At 68.4% G+C, this 20,713-nt stretch carries 23 protein-coding genes; 5 read left to right on the plus strand and 18 right to left on the minus strand.

The window, feature by feature from the left end:
• Nucleotides 1-84 precede the first annotated feature (84 nt).
• The 5 genes from HEP75_RS06895 (at nucleotide 85) to HEP75_RS06915 (ending at nucleotide 3,797) form a co-directional block, all read left to right on the plus strand.
• Complete coding sequence (locus tag HEP75_RS06895) at nucleotides 85-492, plus strand: ComEA family DNA-binding protein (RefSeq protein ID WP_185815746.1); 408 nt, start codon at nucleotides 85-87, stop codon at nucleotides 490-492.
• Between the two features lie 783 nt (nucleotides 493-1,275).
• Complete coding sequence (locus HEP75_RS06900) at nucleotides 1,276-1,887, plus strand: HutD family protein (protein WP_255424024.1); 612 nt, start codon at nucleotides 1,276-1,278, stop codon at nucleotides 1,885-1,887.
• 97 nt (nucleotides 1,888-1,984) lie between these two features.
• Nucleotides 1,985-2,719, plus strand: a complete 735-nt coding sequence (locus tag HEP75_RS06905; protein ID WP_185825907.1) for a response regulator transcription factor — start codon at nucleotides 1,985-1,987, stop codon at nucleotides 2,717-2,719.
• A gap of 23 nt (nucleotides 2,720-2,742) precedes the next feature.
• The gene (locus HEP75_RS06910; protein WP_185825908.1) at nucleotides 2,743-2,985 is read left to right on the plus strand and encodes a hypothetical protein; all 243 of its coding nucleotides are present in this window, start codon (nucleotides 2,743-2,745) and stop codon (nucleotides 2,983-2,985) included.
• Between the two features lie 104 nt (nucleotides 2,986-3,089).
• Complete coding sequence (locus tag HEP75_RS06915; protein WP_185825909.1) at nucleotides 3,090-3,797, plus strand: EF-hand domain-containing protein; 708 nt, start codon at nucleotides 3,090-3,092, stop codon at nucleotides 3,795-3,797.
• A gap of 422 nt (nucleotides 3,798-4,219) precedes the next feature.
• Here HEP75_RS06915 and HEP75_RS06920 read toward each other — a convergent pair whose 3' ends face one another.
• From HEP75_RS06920 to sufC, 18 genes are all read right to left on the minus strand, one after another.
• Nucleotides 4,220-5,221, minus strand: coding sequence for an aminoglycoside phosphotransferase family protein (locus tag HEP75_RS06920; protein ID WP_185825910.1), 1,002 nt, complete (start codon nucleotides 5,219-5,221; stop codon nucleotides 4,220-4,222).
• Nucleotides 5,222-5,349: 128 nt separating this feature from the next.
• Nucleotides 5,350-6,597 carry an MFS transporter gene (locus HEP75_RS06925; RefSeq protein WP_185825911.1) on the minus strand — a complete coding sequence of 416 codons (1,248 nt, stop codon included), beginning with the start codon at nucleotides 6,595-6,597 and terminating at the stop codon, nucleotides 5,350-5,352.
• A gap of 7 nt (nucleotides 6,598-6,604) precedes the next feature.
• Complete coding sequence (locus HEP75_RS22155; RefSeq protein ID WP_221899310.1) at nucleotides 6,605-6,787, minus strand: hypothetical protein; 183 nt, start codon at nucleotides 6,785-6,787, stop codon at nucleotides 6,605-6,607.
• Entirely contained in the window at nucleotides 6,784-6,930 is a 147-nt protein-coding gene (locus HEP75_RS22160) for a hypothetical protein (protein ID WP_221899311.1), read from the minus strand. The genes HEP75_RS22155 and HEP75_RS22160 overlap by 4 nt, the downstream gene beginning before the upstream one ends.
• Before the next feature lie 2 nt (nucleotides 6,931-6,932).
• Nucleotides 6,933-7,493, minus strand: coding sequence for an isochorismatase family cysteine hydrolase (locus HEP75_RS06935; RefSeq protein ID WP_185825912.1), 561 nt, complete (start codon nucleotides 7,491-7,493; stop codon nucleotides 6,933-6,935).
• A 113-nt stretch (nucleotides 7,494-7,606) separates the two neighbouring features.
• Entirely contained in the window at nucleotides 7,607-8,056 is a 450-nt protein-coding gene (locus HEP75_RS06940; RefSeq protein WP_185825913.1) for a MarR family transcriptional regulator, read from the minus strand.
• Between the two features lie 154 nt (nucleotides 8,057-8,210).
• Nucleotides 8,211-9,842 carry a sulfite reductase flavoprotein subunit alpha gene (locus HEP75_RS06945; protein WP_185825914.1) on the minus strand — a complete coding sequence of 544 codons (1,632 nt, stop codon included), beginning with the start codon at nucleotides 9,840-9,842 and terminating at the stop codon, nucleotides 8,211-8,213.
• A complete protein-coding gene (locus HEP75_RS06950; RefSeq protein WP_185825915.1) occupies nucleotides 9,839-10,834 on the minus strand; it encodes an FAD:protein FMN transferase in 996 nt (331 codons plus the stop codon). The genes HEP75_RS06945 and HEP75_RS06950 overlap by 4 nt, the downstream gene beginning before the upstream one ends.
• A gap of 43 nt (nucleotides 10,835-10,877) precedes the next feature.
• Complete coding sequence (locus HEP75_RS06955; RefSeq protein ID WP_185825916.1) at nucleotides 10,878-11,684, minus strand: DUF4198 domain-containing protein; 807 nt, start codon at nucleotides 11,682-11,684, stop codon at nucleotides 10,878-10,880.
• 29 nt (nucleotides 11,685-11,713) lie between these two features.
• Nucleotides 11,714-12,229, minus strand: a complete 516-nt coding sequence (locus tag HEP75_RS06960; protein ID WP_185825917.1) for a DUF2271 domain-containing protein — start codon at nucleotides 12,227-12,229, stop codon at nucleotides 11,714-11,716.
• A 34-nt stretch (nucleotides 12,230-12,263) separates the two neighbouring features.
• Nucleotides 12,264-12,905 (minus strand): PepSY-associated TM helix domain-containing protein, encoded by a 642-nt coding sequence (locus HEP75_RS06965; protein ID WP_185825918.1) that lies wholly within the window; start codon nucleotides 12,903-12,905, stop codon nucleotides 12,264-12,266.
• Nucleotides 12,906-13,055: 150 nt separating this feature from the next.
• Nucleotides 13,056-13,748, minus strand: coding sequence for a Fe2+-dependent dioxygenase (locus tag HEP75_RS06970; protein WP_185825919.1), 693 nt, complete (start codon nucleotides 13,746-13,748; stop codon nucleotides 13,056-13,058).
• A gap of 67 nt (nucleotides 13,749-13,815) precedes the next feature.
• Nucleotides 13,816-16,122, minus strand: a complete 2,307-nt coding sequence (locus tag HEP75_RS06975; RefSeq protein ID WP_185825920.1) for a catecholate siderophore receptor Fiu — start codon at nucleotides 16,120-16,122, stop codon at nucleotides 13,816-13,818.
• Between the two features lie 299 nt (nucleotides 16,123-16,421).
• Complete coding sequence (locus tag HEP75_RS06980) at nucleotides 16,422-16,754, minus strand: non-heme iron oxygenase ferredoxin subunit (protein ID WP_185825921.1); 333 nt, start codon at nucleotides 16,752-16,754, stop codon at nucleotides 16,422-16,424.
• Nucleotides 16,751-17,287, minus strand: a complete 537-nt coding sequence (locus HEP75_RS06985) for a GNAT family N-acetyltransferase (RefSeq protein ID WP_185825922.1) — start codon at nucleotides 17,285-17,287, stop codon at nucleotides 16,751-16,753. Before HEP75_RS06985 ends, HEP75_RS06980 begins: the two co-directional genes overlap by 4 nt.
• A gap of 109 nt (nucleotides 17,288-17,396) precedes the next feature.
• On the minus strand, nucleotides 17,397-18,650 hold the full coding sequence (locus HEP75_RS06990; protein ID WP_185825923.1) for a cysteine desulfurase: 1,254 nt from the start codon (nucleotides 18,648-18,650) through the stop codon (nucleotides 17,397-17,399).
• Nucleotides 18,647-19,909 carry a Fe-S cluster assembly protein SufD gene (sufD, locus tag HEP75_RS06995; protein WP_185825924.1) on the minus strand — a complete coding sequence of 421 codons (1,263 nt, stop codon included), beginning with the start codon at nucleotides 19,907-19,909 and terminating at the stop codon, nucleotides 18,647-18,649. The genes HEP75_RS06990 and sufD overlap by 4 nt, the downstream gene beginning before the upstream one ends.
• A complete protein-coding gene (gene sufC / locus HEP75_RS07000; RefSeq protein WP_185825925.1) occupies nucleotides 19,906-20,673 on the minus strand; it encodes a Fe-S cluster assembly ATPase SufC in 768 nt (255 codons plus the stop codon). The genes sufD and sufC overlap by 4 nt, the downstream gene beginning before the upstream one ends.
• Between the last annotated feature and the right edge of the window lie 40 nt (nucleotides 20,674-20,713).

The following is a 20,713-nucleotide window of genomic DNA, read 5'->3' on the forward strand; positions in this document are numbered from 1 at the left end:
GCGGCCCCCGTGTAGGGTTTTTCCTACACGTTGACGCGCCGTTTACCTGCTGTTTGGAAAGGGCGTTGGCGATAGGCTGTACCCATGTGGCGAGGGATGCTTTCGACACCGGCAGGAGAGGCCGGTGAAGTCCCCATCCAAGTCACAAGGAGTGTTGCCATGCAGTCTTTTATCGTGGTCCTGAAGTCTCTGGTCCTGGCGTTGCTGCTGACCGGTTCCGCGCTCGCCGCGGACAAGGTCAACATCAACTCCGCTAGTGCAGCGGAAATCGACCGGGTGTTGTTGAACGTGGGTGCCTCCAAGGCACAGGCGATCGTCGACTACAGACAGGCGCACGGCCCCTTCAAAAGCGTCGAGGACCTGACGCAGGTGAAGGGAATCGGACTCAAGACGGTCGAACGGAACCACGACCGGATCGAAGTGGGAGCCACGAAGGCGACCACGCCGACGGCAGCCAGGACGGCAGCCGCCAAGCCGGTGGAAAGGCGTTAAACGGATTTAAGGATTAAACGGATTTAAAGGCATTCAAGGGATTTGAAAGGACAGAGGATACGGCTGGCGCAGGACGCGCGGTCGCGACCTCGCTGAGCAGGACGCTCAGCGGGGGAGGCAGGAAGCCGACAAGGACGTACATCGTCGCCCGGTGTTGCACAGTGAAGTGCAGCCGGGCGACGTTTTTTGTGGGCGAAGGTTTTTGTCCGGCGCTTCGCGCCGGCCCGCTCGTCGCGCTTCGGTACTCCTGCTGCCGGCGGCTGTCCTGCTGCAGACAGCTGCCGTGGCGGCGGGCGCATGGGCAAGGTGCGGTCGCGCGCGCGTCCGATCGGCTCCTGGATCCATGAGGCGCTGCGCGCCGTACCCTCACCCCAACCCCTCTCCCGGTGGGAGAGGGGCTAGGTTGTTGCTTCTCCCGTCGGGACCATGCATGGCCCCCTTTTCGGGGGGAAGGTGGCCCGCAGGGTCGGATGAGGGTACGGGCCCGGCCTCGCGCCGCCGCACACAAGCAGCCTCCCTGCCCAACAGCCACGATCCCGCAGTGCCACGCATGTCGCCGCGCTGCGGCTTGTACGCGCTGGCGCGCCGATGTGCCTTGCGCCGGCGCGACCCGCCGATGTCGCCGAACAGGCGATGGCCGTCGCGATTCTCGCAAGGTCGCTGGCTGGCGTGCGCCGGCGCCGTTCGTACTTGCTGACGGTCGGGACAGGCGCAGGGATCACGGCAGATGCCTGCCGCTGTCGCTGCATCCGGCAGCGCCGCCGGATCGTGCAGAATGCGCCGATGGACTGGTGCAACATGCCTTCGCGGGTGATCCCCGCCAACGACTACCGCCGCGAGCGCTGGCGCAACGGACTGGGTTGGACGCGGGAGATCCTGCGTCTGCCGCAACCGGACAGCGACGACTGGCTGCTGCGCCTGTCGATCGCCGAGATCGAGCAGGACGCGGCCTTTTCCAGTTTCCCCGGCATCGATCGGGAGCTGGTGTTGCTGCGCGGCGCCGGCCTGCGCCTGCGCTTCGACGACGGCGCCGTGCATCTGCTCGAACCGCCGTACGCGCGGCTGCGCTTCGCCGGCGAGCGGCCGCTGCACGGCGAACTGCTCGACGGCCCCACCCACGACTTCAACCTGATGTGGCGTCGTGATCGCCTGCGCACGCAACTGCTGCATCGGCCGCTGGTCGGGCCGATGCTGTTCTTTGCCGAACCGCAAATTTGTTGGGTCGTTCATCTTCTGGCAGGGCAGGCGCAGTTCGATGTGGACTGCGGATTGCCGCCGCTGGCGGCCGGCGACAGCGCCTGGTTGGCCGCCAACACCAGGCAGCGCTTCGCTTTGAGCGGTGGCGGCGAGCTGCTGGCGATCCGTATCGAACCGCTAGCGACGCCCGCCGACTGAGCTTTCGGCGCCGCGCGCGTGGCTCTTGCGGGGTTGCCGCCGACCGCGTCCAATGCGCGAACGCGGCTATCCCGGAGCCGTGGACCGGAACGAACAGGTGGCCTCGGATAACAGCAGGTGGTTGGCGAAAGTAGTGGTAGTGGACGACGACGCGGCCTTGCGCGACCGGATTCGCGATTATCTGGCCCGTTTCAACTTGCAGACCCACGATGCCGAAAGCGGCGTGCAGCTGTATGCGCAGCTGGCGGCCGATCGCTATGACGCGGTGCTGCTCAATGCCGGCCTCGGCGGCGGCGAAGGGCTGAACCTGTGTCGGCAACTGCGCGATCGCGGCGGCATCGCGATCGTGATGATGGCCGACCAGGCCGAGCCGGTGGATCGGGTGATCGGCCTGGATCTGGGCGCGGACGACTATTTGAGCCGTCCACTGGACCTGCGCGAACTGGTGGCGCGGCTCAATGCGGTGCTGCGGCGTACCCGTGCGGCGCCGCCGCCAGCACCGGCGCAGGACGGCGCGTGGCAGGTCGATGCCTACCGGCACCAGGCGGTGGCGCCGGATGGGCGCGCGATTCCGTTGTCGCCCAGCGAATTGCGCTTGATGGCGGTGTTCCTCGAGCAGCCCGGCAACGTGCTCAGCCGCGAGGACCTGCGGGCGGCGATCGGCGACAGCGACGGCAGCGTTCCCCAGGGCGGTCGCGGCATCGATCTGCAGGTCTCGCGGCTGCGGCAGAAGCTGGGCGACGACCCGCTGGTGCCGCAATGGATCCGCACCGTGCGCGGCAAGGGCTACCTGTTCGAGCCGCATCGGCTGGGAATGCCTGCCGCGCGCTGATCCCGTGCCGCGTTGCAGGCGGCATGGAGATCGGTTCAATTGTGCCTGCACGCCGGGCATCGCCGATTCGCGTGTCAGCTGCCGGCGCCGCGCCGCTCGCGGTGCACCGCGTGGCCGCGGCGGCCGGCGCGATGACACTGCCGGCGCGCGCGCCCGGCACGCGTTCGACCAGCGGCTGCCTCGCGCCGCGTCGTATCGTCGGTCGCGGCTGCAATGTGATTTTTATCGCGTGTTTCAGTGTCGATACAAAGTCGATATCTTGCTGACAAACCTTGCATCGACACTGCCTGCGTCGGGTTGCCGCGTCGGCGCAGCCACGACCGCAGCGATGGCTGCGTTCCACGACTGCACTTCATGACCAGGGGTCAGCATGATCAGCAGCATCAGCAGTGGCGGTTCGGCCTACGCCGTCGGCCGCACCAGTACCGCCAGCAGTGCGCTCGCGCAGACAGCGCAGGCCGAGCAGCAGAATCCGCTGCAGCAATTGTTCAAGAGCATCGACAGCGACAGAGACGGCAGCCTCAGCAGTTCCGAGCTGAGCGCGGCGCTGAAGTCCAGCGACAGTGATGGCGACAGCAGCTCGAGCATCGATATCGACGGCTTGCTCAGCATGCTCGACCAGGATGGCGGCGGTACCGTCAGCGAAAGCGAGTTCGGCCAGGCATTGGCGCCGCCGCGCCATGGAGGCGGCGACAAGGTGAATGCCGAGTCGATCCTCAACAGCCTGGATACCAACGGCGACGGCACCATCAGCAGCGAGGAGTTGAGCGCGGCCAGCCAGGGCAGCGACAGCAGCGACCTGTTCGCCACGCTCGACAGCGATCAGGATGGGGGGATCAACCTGCAGGAACTGAAGGAGGGCACGCGCCCGATGGGATCGCCGCCGCCGCGGGGTACGCAGGATAGCGACACTGCCAGCGCCGGTACCGGCAGTTCCACCGCCAGTTCGGGGTCCAGTGCCAGCAGCGACAGCGGCGCGCAGGATGCCTATGCCTTGCTGGCCAAGTTGGCGTCGAACCAATACCGCAGTTTCGCCAGCGGTGCCAGCGCATCGAGTTCGTTCTCCGTCGCCGCTTGATCGAGGCGGTCCGCCCGGGGGGCGGGCTGTCCGCCCCGTCGTGCGCGGCTGGCGCACGGCGCACTTGTTCCGCTACGTGCCGACGCAGCGCAAGGATCATCCAGGCAGATGCCGCACGAGAGCGGTGCGCGCATGCAGATCTCCTGCGTGTCGCCGCGGCAGGGCCTGCGTACGAAGATCCGCGGTTATCCGCCGGCGCTGCCGACCTGACGAGTGCGACTGTGCTTCCTGCACGTCGGAGCGCAGTGGATTGATGGCGTACAGCCGCTCCCGCGCTTACGTCGATAGGTCGTGTTCGGCTCGTGCGTCGTTCAGCGCGCGGCGCACGCCGCTGGCGTGCTGCGCCGGCGCCGTGTCCGACAACGTGCATCGCAGGCGATCGACCGACCCCGCGCTCCATGCAGTTCAGCGCTTGCCACGGCTCACAACGGGAACATCTGCAAGGCGATCTGTTCCCATGTGTCGCGCGGTCCGCTGATCGGCACCTGCTGCATGCAAAAGCCGAGGTCCGAATCGGGCCTGATCAAGGCGGTGGCCATGAGCCGGCGGCGCAGGGTTGGCGCATCGTAGCCGTCGAGCAGGCCGTAGGCATCGAGCAGCGCCTTCACCAGGATCGGGTCGCCTTGCGCCATGAAGATCAGCGGTGTCAGCAACTCGAACAGATCGCACTGGCCGACGATCGCATCGCCGAAATCGAGCAATCCACTGAGGGTCCACTTTCCCTGGATGTCGTGCGCCATCAAATTCCAGGGATGGATGTCCATGTGGATGAAGCGCGGCTGCGCGGGCGGCGCAAAGTCGCCCGCCGCTTCTATGTAGGGCATGACTTGCGCCGCCAGATGCGCGGGCATCGCATTGCGCCGATGCCGCGCGAGGCAGTCGCAGATCAGCGTGGCGATGTAGTGCCGCCACTCCACCCGGATCGCGACGTCGGCATCGAACGCGACGCTGCGCAGCTCGCGCAGCAGCGTTCCCACCTGCAGCATGATCGAACGCTTCTGGCCGACATCCAGCGCCGGCCAGACATCGGCCAGCGAGCAGCCCGGCAGGCGGCTGCAGATCACGAACACCCAGTTGTCGACCACGCCGCCGCCGATGAGACGCGGCGTCTGCAGCGACAATTTGCCGTCCAGCAACGGTGCGACGAGGCGTTCCTTTTCGCCTTGCTGGCGCCAGTTGGGCGGCACCAATTTGACGATCACCGCGTCGCCAAGCTGGAACAAGGCATTGGCGCCTTCCGGGATCCGCGTCCACTCATCGCCCGGCAACCGAAACGCCTGCCGAAGCCGATTCAATACCGGCATCCAGTAGCTCAATGGCGCGGTCTCGATGAGCTCGCAGGACTGCGCAATGCTGGGATGTTCGGGCAAACACGCGATGGAGATTTTCATTTCGGAAGGTGCTGACGTTGCGCACGCAATCATACGCCGGCACGCTTGCCACCACCGCCAACTGCGCTTTGGCGCCATTCGCACATGTCATGCATCGGGCAGGAACGCTGCCTGTGAGATTGCTTCACTTCTATCGACCGTTGGAGGGCGAATCGCCGCACTCACTTGATGAAGCGCAGGCGCCAACCGCCGAGACGTGCACGTAGATCGCGGTGCTTTACCAAGTAGACGAGCGCGACCATTGCCGCGGCGAAGCCCGCGGCCGCCCCGATGCACAGTGCCCAACGCGGACCGAATGCGTCGGCGACCCAGCCGACGATGGGCGCCCCGATCGGCGTCGTGCCCACCCCGACGGCGAGACGTAGCGCCAGGACACGTCCGCGCATCGCAGGTTCTATGGAGAGTTGCATCAGGCTGCTGGTCGAATTGGTCAGGGTCAGCGTGGCTATGCCGATCACCACGAGTGCGGTGCCGAACAGCCAGGGATTGGGCGTGATCGCGGCCAATGCGAAGCCGGCGGCGAAGACCGTGGCCGCGACGAGCAAGAGGTCGAACCGGGGTTGCTCGCGTCTTGCGGCGAGCAGCGAGCCGGCAAGCGTGCCCACTGCCATGACCGACATGAGCAGCCCGTATTGGTTGGCGTCGCCGTGGAAGGCCTTGACCGACATGGTCGAGATGAAGATCGGGAAGTTGAGTCCGAACGTGCCGATCAGCAACAGCATCCACAGGATGGCCTTCAGGTCCGGACGCGAGCGGACATAGCGCCAGCCTTCCGCGATGTTGCCGCGGGCACGGCCGGCACGGGCGGTGTGATGCAGCTCATGCACGCGCAACAGCCCCAGCGAGGCGAGCACGGCGGCGAAGGAGGCGGCGTTGATCAAGAACGTCCAGCCGCTGCCGACGGCTGCGATCACGCCGCCGGCAACGGCCGGGCCCAGCATCCGCGCAAGATTGATCGAGGTGGAATTCAGCGCCACCGCGTTGGACAGGTCCTCGTCGCCGACCAGATCGGAGACGAAGGTCTGGCGCGCCGGCATGTCGATGGCCCCGACGCAGCCGGAGAGGAAGGCGAGGACATAGACATGCCACAGCTGCACGAGCCCGGTGACGGCGAGCAAACCCAGGATCAGCGCCAACAGGCCCGATATCGCCTGGGTGGCGATCAGTAGCCTGCGCCGGTCGAAACGATCGGCCGCATATCCGCTCAAGGGCAACAGCAGCAGCATTGGCCCGAACTGCAGGCCCATGACGATGCCGACAGCGGTCGCGCGGTGCTGGGTGAGGTCGGTCATTACCAACCAGTCCTGGGCGGTGCGCTGCATCCATGTTCCGACATTGGAGACAAGCGAGCCTATGGCCCAGACGCGATAGTTGAAGACCCGCAACGAGCGGAAGGTGCGCGCGGCCATGCGATGGCTAGCCGATCGGCGCGTTGCCGCCGTGGAACCGCCCGAAACCGCGCGCGGCGCTCATACTGGCCAGCAACACGCCGGCGCCAGCGGCGATGACGTGATCGGCGGCGTGCAGATCGAAGTGGCCGATGCGGGCGAGCAGCAGATAGGCGGCAACCAGGTTTGCGAAGCCCCAAAGCACGTTCACGGACGGGGACGAAGGCCTTCGCCCGGCGGCTTGGCGAACGGACTCTGGAAAGGCTGCCCCATCATGCCGCTGACGACATGCGGTACGGCGTTCGCGGAAAAGGCGCCACCGAACAGATAAGCGAGATCGTCAAGCCAGTGCATGCTCAGGCGCTCCTTTTCAGCAGATCGACGACGTTCTGGGCGGTGCCGGTCTCGCCGATCCGCGGAAAGGTCCGGGCGACGCTGTAGGCGTGGGCATCGGCATGCGGGTCGGTCATGGCGTCGATCGCGAGGGTCACGTTGAAGCCGAGCTCATACGCCTGGCGTGCGGTGACCTCGACGCCATTGCTGGTGGCGACGCCGACGATCACGACCTGGGTGACGCCCCGCGCCCGCAAATACGCTTCGAGATCGGTGCCGGTGAACGCGCCAGGCGTGCGTTTGGTGATCGCATGGTCCTGCGGCTGCCGATTCAACTCGGGAACGAGATCGGTCCAGTCGGCCGCGAGTTCGCGCGCCACGCGCGTTTGCTCGGTGCGCCCCGGTGCGGCGCCGGCGACGTTGACCAATACGATCGGAAGACCGCATGCGCGGAAGGCGTCGGTCAGCGTCGCGACGCGCTTGAGCAGCATATCGATCGGATGCGCGGTAGGCAGTGAGACGATGCCTTTCTGAAGATCGACGACGATGAGCGCCGAGATCGGATCGAGGACGGTGACGGTCACGCTGTTCTCCTTGCTGATGGTGAGACGGCGGGGACGCCGCGCATTGCGCCGCTTGCGTCCAGCGCGCCAAGGGGGGTCGCCTGGGCGCTCTCTCGATCGCGTCGAGGAGGACGTCAGGACTCGGCTTCGCCCAGGCGCTTGATCAGGGCCGCTGCGGCCATCAGCGTCTGTTGTTCGGTGGGGTCGAGCTTGGCCACGGCCGCCAGAAGCCATTGCTGCTTCGCCGCGCTGCGTTTACGGCGCGCTTCCACGCCATCGGCGGTGAGCGCGAACAGGACCTGGCGACCGTCGGTCGGGTGCGGGCGACGCTCGATCAGACCGTCCCGCTCCAGTCCGGCGAGGGTGGCGCCCATCGACTGCGGCTTCAGCGCTGCCGCGCGGGCAAGGTCGGCCGTCGTCATCGGACCGGCCTTCTCCAACTGCGCAAGCGCCACGGTCTGGGGCCAGGTCAGCTCGTCCGCATGCGCCGCTGCGCGTACCCGCCGCAACAGTTGCCCGATCGCCAGGGACAGCTCGGCGACGGTGGTTTCGATGGCGCTGGAGCTTTGGGAAGAGGGGCGCATGGGCGCACTGTAGAGATAATCAGGAAAACTTGCAAGTTTTCCTGTCTATATGCGAGCCGCTTTTTTGAACGGCAAGCCGCGCCGGCAGTTGCGGGGGCCGCTGCCGCGCGCGGCACCGCTGGATGGCACCCCAGTGCCGGCGCACGCCGTGGCCTCAGTACACGTCGCGCCGATAGCGTCCTTCCAGCAGCAGGGTTTCCTTGCCCAGCCGCCCCAGCACCTCCTCCAGCACCGCGTCCACGCCGGGGGCCATGCCGCGCAGGCTGCCGCAGACGTAGATCGCCGCGCCTTGCGCGACCCAGTCGCGCAGGTCCGCTGCGGCCGCGCGCAGCGCATCCTGCACGTAGCGGTGCGCGCCGGCATCGCGCGAGAACACCGCATCCAGTCGCTGCAGCGCGCCGTGCGCCAGCCAGGTGCGCAGTTCCTCGCCGTAGTGGTCGTCGTGCGCGGCATGGCGTTCGCCGTACAGCAGCCAGGTGCGGGACGCGCCGGCGTCGACGCGTGCACGCAGGTGCGCGCGCAGGCCGGCGATGCCGGTGCCGTTGCCGATCAGGATCAGCGGCCGCGACGGATCGGCCGGCGGATGGAAGTTCGGATTCGGGCGCAGCCGCAGCGCGATCTCGGCGCCGAGCGGCGCGGTGTCGCATAGCCAGCCGCTGCCCAGGCCGGGCGTGCCGTCCGCATGCAGCGCGCGCCGCAGCAACAGGCGCAGCGCGCCGTCGCTGGGCATCGAGGCGATCGAGTATTCGCGATGCGGCAACGGCTGCAGGCGCGCGGCCACGGCTGCGGGCGCAGTGCCGGCGACCTGGTCCGGCGCCGGCAGGTGACTGCGCGCCAGCAGCGCGGCCAGCGTCGTCGGCGCTTGGCCGGGACGCTGCAGCGTCGCAGTGCCGTCCAGGCCGCTGGCCTGCAGCCAAGCCTGCACCACAGCGGCGCCATGGCACGGACCGATCTCGGCCAGGTCGCCGGCCTGCCACGCAGTCAGTGCGCCGTCGGCGGGCAGCAGCGCCAGTTCGAACACCGCGCCGCCGACACTGCCGGGATTGCACAGGCGCCGCTGCTGCAACTGCCAGCGCTCATAGGCCGGCGGACTCCAGTCGGGTTGCTCGCTGCCACCGGCGAGCTGGCCGAGCAATTGCTGCCAGTGGCGCAGCGCGGCGTCGTCGGCGTTGTCCACGTCGATGCGGTCGAACAGCGGATGCGCGCCGTGCTGGCGCAGCCAGGCATCGAGCTGGCGGCCGAACGCGCAGAAGTGGTCGTAGCGGCGATCGCCCAGCGCCAGCAGCGCGTAGCCCAGCTGCGGCAAGGCCGGCGACTGCGCCATCGTCTTGCGCAGGAACGGCAGCGCGTGGTCGGGCGGATCGCCTTCGCCGCTGGTGCTGACCACGAACAGCGCCTGCGTCGCGCCGGCCAGGTCGGCCGCGGTGACGTTCTGCAAGGGCAGCACGCGCACCGCCTGGCCCGCTGCGCGCAATGCCGCGGCACTGCGCAGTGCGAGCTGCTGAGCGAAGCCGGTCTGGCTGGCCCAGGCCAGCAGCAGCGGCGCATCGCCCTGCTTGCCGGTGCGCCGCGCGCCGCGGTGGCCGCGCCACCACAGCCATAGGCAGGCGGCCGCGTAGGCGGCCGTTGCCAGCGCTGCGTAAAGGATGCGCTGCTGCGATGGCGCGCCGTTCCACCATGGCTGCGGATGCAGCCGCAGCAGGGCATAGCCGATCGCGCCCAGCAGCGCGAACGCCGTCACGTGCCCGACGGCATTCCAGTTACGTTGCGACCGCGCCCGGGTCATGCGTCGAGCAGCGCGGCGAAGGCGCTGCTGAGCCGCTCCTGTACGCGTTCGCCATCGCGCAGCAGGAAGCGCGCGGCCAGCCGTTCGCGCTCGGCGCAGGCCAGGCCGGCGTCGGCGCCGAGCACGCTCAGCGCGGTGGCCCAGGCATCGGCCCGCATCGCATCGGCGGCGACCACGCTGACCGCCGCCAGCGATGCCGCGATCGGCGTGCCGCTGCGCGGATCCAGGGTATGGCTGTAGCGCTGGCCGTCCTGTTCGAAGCGGTGCCAGCGATCGCCGGAGGTGGCGACCGCGCGGCCGTCCAGCGCCAGCACCCGTGGCGGCTTCGCCGCCTGCGCGTCCTCGTCCGGCGCCGATTCCACCAGCACCCGCCACGGCTGCCCATCGGGCTTGCGGCCATAGCCATAGAGTTCGCCGCCGACCTCGACCAGTGCGCTGGCCACGCCCTGCGCCTGTAGTGCGCGCACCGCCAGATCCACGCCGTAGCCCTTGGCGATCGCCGAAAGATCCAGGCGCAGGCCGCCGGGCTGGCGCAACGTGGTGCCGTTCTCGTCCAGCACGAGTTGTCGCCAGTCGCCGGCGGCGCGCGCCTGGCGCAACGCTTCTGCATCGGGCACGCGCTGGCTGCCGGCGTCGGCGCCGAAACCCCACAGGCCCAGTGCCGCGCCGATCGTCGGATCGAACGCGCCGTCGCTGCGCCGCGCGATGTCCAGCGCGCAGCGCAGCACCTCGGCGAACGCCGCGGGCAGCGCGTGCACGCTGCCGGCGGCGGCGCGGTTGTAGCGGCCGATGTCCGAGTCCGCTTCCCAGGTGCTCATCTGCGCGACCACCTGGTCCAGCTGCGCCTGGATCGCGGCGTGCAGCGGATGCAGGTCGCGATGGCGGCGCAGCACCAGCTTCGCGCTCCAGGTCGTGCCCATGCTGCGACCGCCGAGCGTGGCGATCTCGGTCTCGGCATCGACATCGGCCTGGGGCGTGAGCGGCGCGTTCATGCCGCCACGTGCCGCCATGCGCAGGGTGTGTGCGCTGTCGCTGTCACTGCGGCAGCACTTCCAGCGTCGCCACGTAGCTGAGCCGGCGCTGCTTGGCCTGCGGCAGCGAGGTCTTGCTGTCCTCGCTGGTGGTTTCCAGCCAATACATGCCCGCTTCCGGCCAGGTCACGCTGAAGCTGCCCTGCGCGTCGGTGGTGAGCTTCAGTTCGTCCTGCGCGTTGCGGTAGCGGGTGCCGCCGCGCACGATCTCCACGTCCAGCCCGGGCGCCGGCTTGCCGTCGATGTGCAGCTTGAAGGTGGCCTTCTCGCCGGCGAACAGGTCGTTGGGATGGGTCACCGGCACCAGTTCCAGGCCGCGGCCACTGGGCTTGAGCGCGGTCTGGTTGGGTGCGCCGTTGGTGACGAAGGTTTCCACCCGGCCCAGCGACTGCGACACCTGCAGGTCCTTCGCGTCCTTGGGCACTTCGCTGGCGAAGCTGGCGGCGTTGCCGCGCCAGCGCTTGCGCTGGCCGTTCTCGTTCCAGTTGGCGAACAGGCCGTCGTTGACCAGGGCCAGGCGGTAGGTGCCGGTCTGCGCCAGTTCCACGTCGAACACGCTGCGGTACTTGCCGGTGGCCGGGTTCTGCGGCTGCACGGCGCTGCCGTCGGGCGCGGTGATGACCAGGTTGTCCAGGCGCAGCGGCACGTGGTTGAAGTAGAACAGGTCGTTGGACACCGCCGCATCGACGGTGATCCACGGCTTCTCGCCGGCGAGCACGGTTTGCGAGGGTTGCAGCCAGGCCTTGTGGGCGAGGGCGGAGAACGGCAGCACTGCGGCGATGGCCAATGCCAGCACGAAAGAACGCTTCATGGACTTGCTCCTTGCGAGGAAAGAGGGAATCACGGCTTGGCGCTCAGGCGTACCGCGCCCAGTTCGCTGCTGCCTTGTGCGCTGCCGATTGCGCCGGCCTTGGCCGGCCACGCGAACGGGATCTTCAGCAGCTCGCGGCCGCCGACTTCGCGCGCGGCTTCGACCACCAGCGTGTACTGGCCCGGCGCCAGGCCCTTGAGCTGCTGCGCGTCGGTGAACGCCAGCGCGTGCTTGCCGGCCGGGCGGGTCGGGCCGCTGACGCCGTCCACCGGCATCTGCAGCGTGCGCCCGCTGCGCCGCCACCACTGGCGCAGGTCCGGCAGCCACTTGGTGCCGTGGCCTTCGGCGGTGTCCTTGGACTGATACCAGATCGCCAGGTTGCGCGCGACCTGCTGGTCGGCGCCTTCCACCCAGATCGCGACATAGGGGCGGTGGTATTCGGCGACGTTGAGCTTGGGAATCTCCACGTCCAGTTCCAACGTGGCCGCATACGCGGGCATCGTCGTCAGCAGGCCGCTCAGGGCGATGGTCAGGGTGACGCGCATGCGAGGCTCCATGGGGTGAACGAGGTGGGGCGGATCAGTGGATCAGCAGCAGTGCGATCAGCAGCGGAATCAGCAGGCCCAGCCCGACCAGCGGCCAGGTCATGCGCCGCTGCCGCGCATGCAGCTGCAGCAGGAACAGGCCGGTGACGCAGAACACCAGGCAGGCCACCGCGAACAGGTCGATGAACCAGCCCCACGCCGGACCGGCATTGCGGCCCTTGTGCAGGTCGTTGAAGTAGGAGATCCAGCCGCGGTCGGTGCGCTCGTACTCGACCGCGCCGCTGCCGCGGTCGATGCTCAGCCAGGCATCGCTGCCGGGTCCGGGCAGCGCCAGGTACACCTCGTCGGCCGACCACTCGGCCGCTTGCCGGCCCAGGCTCAGCGCCAGTTCGCGTTCCAGCCAGGCCGCCACCGGTCGCGGCAGCGGCGCGTCGCCATCGGCATGGCCGCCGAGCCGCTGCAGCAACGCGGCCGGCAGCTGCGCGGTGCGATTGAGCACCTGCGGCTTGGCCTCGATGCGCGCGGCATGGTTGAGGGTCAGCCCGGTGGCGGCGAACACCAGCATGCCGATCAGGCACAGCGCCGAGCTGATCCAGTGCCACTGGTGCAGCGTGCGCAGCCAGAAGCCGCGGCGCTGCTGCGCCGTGGCCAGATCGGGGGAGGAGGAGTCGGACAACGCGGCGGTCGAATCGAAGTAGGGCGGAATGCATTCTACATAAATGAGAATTAGTCGCAATTGCGGCGGTGTTGCCGCCGCATGCGCGACCCGAAAAACCTTGTAGCCCAACCTTCAACGCGGCGGCGCCGTCGGCGTTGACCGCCCGGATCAGGTCTCGGACCAGTCGCGCAACAGGTTGTGGTAGACGTTGCTCAGCCGCAGCAGCGCCGCGGCGTCGGCCTTGGTGGTGGTCAGCGCCTGGATCGCCGTATCCAGTTCGAACAGCAACTGCCGCCGGCTGGCGTCGCGTACCAGGCTCTGCACCCAGAAGAATGAGGCCACGCGCGCGCCGCGGGTGACCGGCAGCACCCGATGCAGGCTGCTGGACGGATACAGGATCAGGTCGCCGGCCGGCAGCTTCACTTCGTGCTCGCCGTAGGTGTCGCTGATGACCAGTTCGCCGCCGTCGTACTCCTCCGGTTCGCTCAGGAACAGGGTGCAGGACAGATCGGTGCGCAGGGTCAGCGCCGGCTGCGTGGCGCTGGCGGCCTGGGTCATCACCGCGCCATCGACATGGAAGCCGTACTCGCCGCCGCCCTCGTAGCGGTTGAAGCGCGGCGGGATCGTGCGCAACGGCAGCGCGGCGGCGAAATACAGCGGGCTGCGCGCCAGCGCGTTGAGCACCGCCTGGCCGAGCTCGTGCTTCAGCGGCGAGGCGTCGGGCAACTGCAGGTTGCGTTTGACCTGCGCGCCCTGGGCGCCGACCGTCTCGCGGCCGTCGGTCCAGTCGGCGCCGGCTAGCGCCTGGCGGAAGCGCGCGACTTCGTCGGCGCTGAGGATGTTGGGGATGTGCAGCAGCATGGGGCGCTCCGGCAGCGGCCGCCTTCGGCTGAAGGCGACCGCTGCGTGTGGATGGACGAAGCGGCGGTCAGAACTTGATTTCGGCGCTCAGCATCGCCGAGCGCGGCGCGCCGGGCGTGTAGCGGAAGCCGCTCTTGTTGATGGCCGCGACGTAGTCCTTGTCGAACACGTTGTACACGTTCAGGCGCAGGTTGAAGTGGTCGTTGATCGGGTAGCTCACGATCGCGTCCCATACCGTATACGACTTCACCAAGGCCGGCGTGCCCACCGCGCCGTCGGTGCCGCGCTTCATCTCGCCTGAGTAGCGGGCGCCGCCGCCGACGGTCAGGCCGAACGGCAGGGTATAGGTGGTCCAGGCGGTGAACGCGCTGTCCGGGGTGTAGGCCAGGTCCATGCTGCCGTCCTGCGACACCTTGGCGCCTTGCTTCACCTGCGCGTCGAGCTTGGTGTAGCCGGTGGAGATCGACCAGTTGTCGCTGAGCTTGCCGACCGCCGACAGCTCCACGCCCTGCACCTGCTTCTCGCCGGTCTGGTAGTACAGCCCATCGCTGCCCTGCGCGATCTCGTTGCTGACGTCGGTGCGGAACAGCGCCATGGTCACGAACAGGTTGTCGTCCAGGAAGTTCCACTTCGTGCCGACTTCGGCGGTCTTGGCCTTCTGCGGGTCGAAGCTGGGATTGTTGGCGTTGTTGGCCGACGCGCTCAGTTCCAGCGCGCTGCCGCCGGGAGGCTGCTGCGAGATCGCGTAGTTGGCGTACAGGCTGATGTTATCGGCCGCCTTGTAGACCGCGCCGAGCTTCCAGCTGAACAGCGTATCGGACACGTCGTCGTCCACGCCGACCGCGGTGGTGCAGGGCACGGCGGTGGAGGTGGCGGTGGTGCAGGTCAGGCTGTTGAAGTCGGTCTTGTAGCGGTCGGCGCGCACGCCGGCGGTGACCAGGAAGCTGTCGCCGAACTTCAGCGTGTCGAAGGCGTAGGCCGAGAACGTGGTGGTGGTGCCCTTGCTGTGCGCGCCGTTGCGCGCGGTGAACAGCGGCGTGGTGTTCCAGTCCGGGGCGTAGACGTTGGCCGGGTTGGCGGCCAGCCAGGCGGCGCGGTTGACGATGTTGTGGCCCCAGCTCTGCAGTTCCTCGCGCGCGGCTTCCACGCCGGTGCTGAGGTTGTGCTGCACCGCGCCGGTGGCGAAGTCCACGCGCAGGTTCAGCTGGTCGGTGAGGATGGTGTACTCCTGGTCCTTGAACGTGGGCAGGCTGCGCGCCACCGTCCAGGTCGAGGTGTCGGCGGGGTTCGGCGTGCGCAGGTTGGCGGTGTTGGGCATGAACGCGAACAGCAGGTAGTCCTGTTCGTTGCGGCCCCAGCGCGCGGTGTTGGTCAGCTTGACCGTGTCGGAGAAGTCGTGCTCGAAGCGGAAGGTCGCCATCTTCGCGGTCACGTCGTCGTGGTCGTAGCGGGTGCCGTAGAAGTTCTCGCTGTCCACGCGCGGGGCGTTGGTCAGCCACGGACGCGCGGGATCGGGCGAGGTGTAGCCGGGCAGGCCGAAGGTCGGCACGCCGCCGTCGGGCACGTTGTCCTGCTTCACGTACAGCAGGTCGAGGTAGTAGCGGGTGTCGCTGCCGAGGCCGAATACCAGCGACGAGGCCAGGCCCCAGCGCTTGTTGTTGACGTGGTCGCGGCCGATCGCATCGCTGTCCTGGCCCATCACGTTCAGCCGCAGCGCGCTGCTGGCGCCCAGCGTCTGGTTCCAGTCCGCGGTGACGCGGCGCTGGTTGTCGCTGCCGCCGGACAGCGTGCCGCTGACCGCATCGGTCAGGTTCGCCTGCTTGGTCACCAGGTTGATCGCGCCGGTCGGCGCGCTGCGGCCGTTGTCGGTGCCGGCCGGACCCTTCTCGACCTCGATCTGCTCGATGTTGAACACATCGCGCGAGATCGAGCCCAGGTCGCGCACGCCGTCGACGAAGATGCTGCTGGAGCTGTCGAAGCCGCGCATGTAGATCGCATCGCCAGTGGTGGTGTTGCCGTTCTCGCCGACATAGAAGGTACCCACGCCGGGGCTGTTGCGCAGCGCTTCGGTCAGCGTGGTGGCGCCCTGCTCGTTGAACAGGTCCTTGCTGATCACGTTGATGGTCTGCGGGGTGTCGATCAGCGGCTGGGTGAACTTGGGCGAGTCCGGCACTTCCACCAGGTAGCGCTTGGCGCGCTGCGCTTCCACGTCGACCTTGCCCAGGGTGGTGGGCTGGTCGGCGGCCGCTGCATCGGCGGCGAGCGCCGGAGAGGACAGCAGGCTCAGGCCGCTCAGCAGTGCGGCGGCGGTGAGGGTCTGCGCGGAGACCTGGCGGGAAACGGCGTGCTTGCGGCTCTTGATCGGGGAGGTCATGGAGGGTTCGGCTATGCAGGATGGAAGGGCGGTCCGCCGCGCACGCCGTCGCCGTGTCCGCAAGGACAGGGGCGCGGGTGCGAAGGTCGGAGGGTGGCCGGATGGACCGGCTGCCGCTGGCCGCTTAACGCGGACATCACATCTATTTCCGCGCAAATGCGAATTATTTGCAATAGCTTTCGTTACATCGCGTTACATGGCGGCCCGTGGCGCCGTTCCCCGGGATCGCCGTGCCGGCATCTTGTTTTGTAGTAGATATTTGAAAAATAAAGCTTTTCGGGGCGAGCGCAGCAGGGCGCTCAGTCGCGGTCGTCGCGGGTCCAGAGTCCGCCATGTTCGGACTTCACCGGGAACTTGGGCACCGGGCTGTAGGCCGGTGCGCACAACGGGCGGCCGTCGCGGATGTCGAAACGGGCACCGTGCAGCAGGCATTCGATGCTGCCCGCGGCGGCATCGAAGGTGCCGGGAGACAGCTCGTAGTCCTCGTGGCTGCAGCGGTCCTCCAGCGCGTAGAAGGCGCCGTCGAGGTTGAACACCACGATCGGGGTGGCGGTGACTTCGTCCCACACCGTCGCGGTCTCGCCCGGCAGCAGTGCGCCGTCGGCGCAGACGAAGGTCCAGGTCTCGCTCATGCGGCGTCGCCCAGCGGCTTCTCCAGCAGCTCGAAACGCAGGTCGTCGCGCTTGGGCGCGCCGAAGCGTGCGTCGCCGTAGGGGAAGGGCTTCTTGATTCCGGTGCGGCGGTAGCCGCGGCGCTCGTAGAACGCGATCAGTTCCTCGCGCGCGTCGATCACCGTCATCTGCATCACCGGCAGCTGCCATTCCTGCCAGGCGATGCGCTCGGCCTCGGCCAGCACGGTCTTGCCCAGGCCGCCGCCCTGCGCCTGCGGCTGCACCGAGAACATGCCGAAATAGCCGGCGCCGTCGTCGTCGGCGATGTGCGCGCAGGCGATCAGCTCGCCGTCGCGCTCGGCCAGCAGCACCAGGCTGCGCGGACGCAGGATGTCGGCGCGCAACACCTCGCGGTCGATGCGGTTGCCGTCGAGCAGGTCGGCCTCGGTGGTCCAGCCGACGCGGCTGCTGTCGCCGCGATAGGCCGAGGTGACCAGGGCTGAGATGGCGTCGATGTCGGCGACGGTGGCGGTGCGGAAGGTGAGGGTGTGCATGGGGGGAATTTTAAGCCTGTCGGCCGGGATTCGGGAGTGGGGATTGGGGATTCGCAAAGGCGAAAGCTTTTACGAATCCCCAATCCCGAATGTCCAATCCCCGCTCACATCATCCCAACAGCTTGCGCACCTTCACCAACGCTGCCACGAAGCGCTCGATCTCGGCGTGGGTGTTGTAGAACGCCAGCGAGGCGCGGCAGGTCGCGGCGACGCCGAAGAACTGCAGCAGCGGATGCGCGCAGTGCTGGCCGGAGCGGATCGCCACGCCTTCCAGGTCCAGCAGCGTGGCCAGGTCGTGGGCGTGTGCGCCCTCGACCAGGAACGACACCACCGCGGCCTTGCCCGGCGCGGTGCCGAAGATGCGCAGCCCGTCGATCTTCTGCAGTTCCTCGGTGAAATGCGCCAGCAGTTCGGTCTCGCGCGCTTCCACGTGCTGCAGGCCCAGTGCGCTGAGGTAATCCACCGCCGCGCCCAGGCCGACGAAGCCGGCGATGTTCGGGGTGCCGGCCTCGAACTTGTGCGGCGGATCGTTGAACACGGTGCCGTCGAAGCTGACTTCCTTGATCATCTCGCCGCCGCCGATGAACGGCGGCATCGCCTGCAGATGCTCGCGCCGCGCCCACAGCGCGCCGGTGCCGGTCGGGCCGCACATCTTGTGCCCGGTGATGGCGTAGAAGTCGCAGCCGATCGCGGCCACGTCCAGGGCGCAGTGCGGTGCGGCCTGCGAGCCGTCGATGACGCTGACGATGCCGCGCTTGCGCGCCTCGCGGCAGATCTCGCGCACCGGGTTGACCGTGCCCAGCACGTTGGAGACGTGGGTCAGCGCCAGCAGCTTCACGTCGGGGGTCATCGCCTTGCGCAGCGCGTCCAGGTCCAGCGCGCCGTCGGCGGTGATCTCGGCGACCTTTATGGTGGCGCCGGTGCGCTGCGCGACCAGTTGCCACGGCACGATGTTGGCGTGGTGCTCCATCCGCGACACCAGGATGCTGTCGCCGGCCTTGAGCCGCGGCAGCGCCCACGAATAGGCCACCAGGTTGATCGCGAAGGTGGTGCCGCTGCACAGCACCAGTTCGTCGGCGCGCACGTTGAGGAAGCGCGCCAGCTTGGTGCGCGCGCCCTCGTAGGCGTCGGTGGCCTCGGTGCCGAGCGCATGCACCGCACGGCTGACGTTGGCGTTGTAGCGGCGGTAGAACTCGTCCAGCGCCGCGATCACCTGCAGCGGCTTCTGCCCGGTGTTGGCGTTGTCGAAATAGATCAGCGGCTTGCCGTGCACCTGCCGCATCAGCAGCGGGAAATCGCTGCGGACCTTGTCCCAGTCCGGCGCCTGCTGCGGCGCCGTGGCGTGCGGGGCCGCGCTGCTCATGCCATGCCCGCGGCGGCGAGCGCCTGGTCCAGACGTGCGACCAGGAAATCGCTCAACCCCGCATCCAGCACGCGCAGCGGTTCGCGGCAGAACGCGGCGGTCAGCAGTTGTTGCGCGCGCTCGCGCGGCAACCCGCGCGAACGCAGGTAGAACAGCGCATTGGCGTCGAGCTGGCCGACGGTGGCGCCGTGCGCGGCCTTGACCTCGTCGGCGTCGATCACCAGCACCGGCTGGGTGTCGATCTCGGCGTCGGCGGACAGCAGCAGGTTCTTGTTCGACAGGTTGGCATCGCTGCCGTCGGCGCCCTGGCGGATGTGGATGCCGCCATGGAACACCACCCGGCTGCGCGCCGCGGCCACGCCGCGCCACAGCAGTTCGCAGGCGGTGTCGCGGGCGATGTGTTCGATGCCCAGGCGGGTGTCGATCTGGCGGCGGCCATTGCCGAGCAGCACGCCGTTGGCGACCAGCCGCGCGTTGTCGCCTTCCAGGCGCACGTTGAGCTCGTGCCGCGACAGCGCGCCGCCCAGCTCCAGGTCGATGCGCCGGTAGTGCGCGTCGCGCGCCAGCACCGCGTCGGTGCGCAGCAGCGCGGTGACGCCGGACGCGTTCGCCTGCACCCGCGCGTGGGTCAGTTGCGCGCCGGCGGCCAGGTGCACGTGGGCCAGGGTGTTGCTCAGGTGCGTGGCCTCGCCCAGGTGCAGGTGATGCTCGACCAGCGACAGCGCCGCGTCCTGGCGCAATTCGATCAGGTGGCGGTGGTGCCAGGCATGGTCGCCGGCGCCGGCGGTGGACACGAACACCAGGTGCAGCGGCACCGCGACCTGCACGCCGGCATCCACGCGCAACACGCTGCCTTCGTCGGCCAGCGCGGCGTTGAGCTGGGCGAACACTTCGTCGCTGCGCTCGAAGCGGCGGCCGAGGAAGCGCATCGCGTCGTCGCCGCTGCGCAGGATCGTGGACAGGCGCTGCAGCTCGACGCCGGCCGGCAAGCCGGCCAGGTCCGACAGCGCATCGCTGGCGCGGCCGTTGACGAACACCAGCCGCGGCGCGGGAATGCCGTCGACGATGGCCGCATCCACGGCCGGCGCCGCGCTCGGCGCCGGGCTGAAGCTGCGCCGCTCCAGCGCCCGCAGCGAGGTGTACTTCCATGCCTCGCTGCGCGGGCCGGGCAGGCCGTCGCGCAGCGCCTGTTCCAGCGGCGCGCGGCGCGCGCCGTCGCCGTGGAAGGCGGCGGCCAGGGAGTCGAGCAGGGCGCTCATCGGACTGCCGCCTCCGGCGCCACACGGTCCTTCAACCATGCGTAGCCGTGCGCTTCCAGTTCCAGCGCCAGTTCCGGGCCGCCGCTCTGCACGATGCGGCCGTCGGCCAGCACGTGCACCACGTCCGGCTTGATGTAGTCGAGCAGGCGCTGATAGTGGGTGATGACCAGGAACGCACGCTCGGGCGAGCGCAGCGCGTTGACGCCCTCGGCCACGGTCTTCAGCGCATCGATGTCCAGGCCGCTGTCGGTCTCGTCGAGGATCGCCAGCTTCGGCTCCAGCACCGCCAGCTGGAAGATCTCGTTGCGCTTCTTCTCGCCGCCGGAGAAACCTTCGTTGACGCCGCGGTGCAGCAACTCGTCCTTCAGATGCAGCACGGCCAGCTTCTGCCGCACCAGTTTCAGGAACTGCATCGAATCCAGTTCGGCCTCGCCGCGCGCCTTGCGCTGCGCGTTGAGCGCGGCGCGCAGGAAGTAGGTGTTGTTGACCCCGGGGATTTCCACCGGGTACTGGAAGGCCAGGAACAGGCCGGCGGCGGCGCGCTCTTCCGGTTCCAGCTCGAGCAGGTCGCGGTCTTCGAAGCGCACGCTGCCCTGGGTCACCTCGTAGCCGTCGCGGCCGGCGAGGATGTTGCCCAGCGTGGATTTGCCGGCGCCGTTGGGACCCATGATGGCGTGCACCTGGCCGGGCTGCACCTGCAGCGACAGGCCCTTGAGGATGTCCTTGCCGGCGACGGAAGCGTGGAGGTTTTCGATGTTGAGCATTGGAAATGGGTCCGTCAGAATTCTGTTGTAGCCCCTCTCC

It is taken from the genome of Xanthomonas sp. SI, assembly GCF_014236855.1.
In the GTDB taxonomy this organism is placed as follows: domain Bacteria; phylum Pseudomonadota; class Gammaproteobacteria; order Xanthomonadales; family Xanthomonadaceae; genus Xanthomonas_A.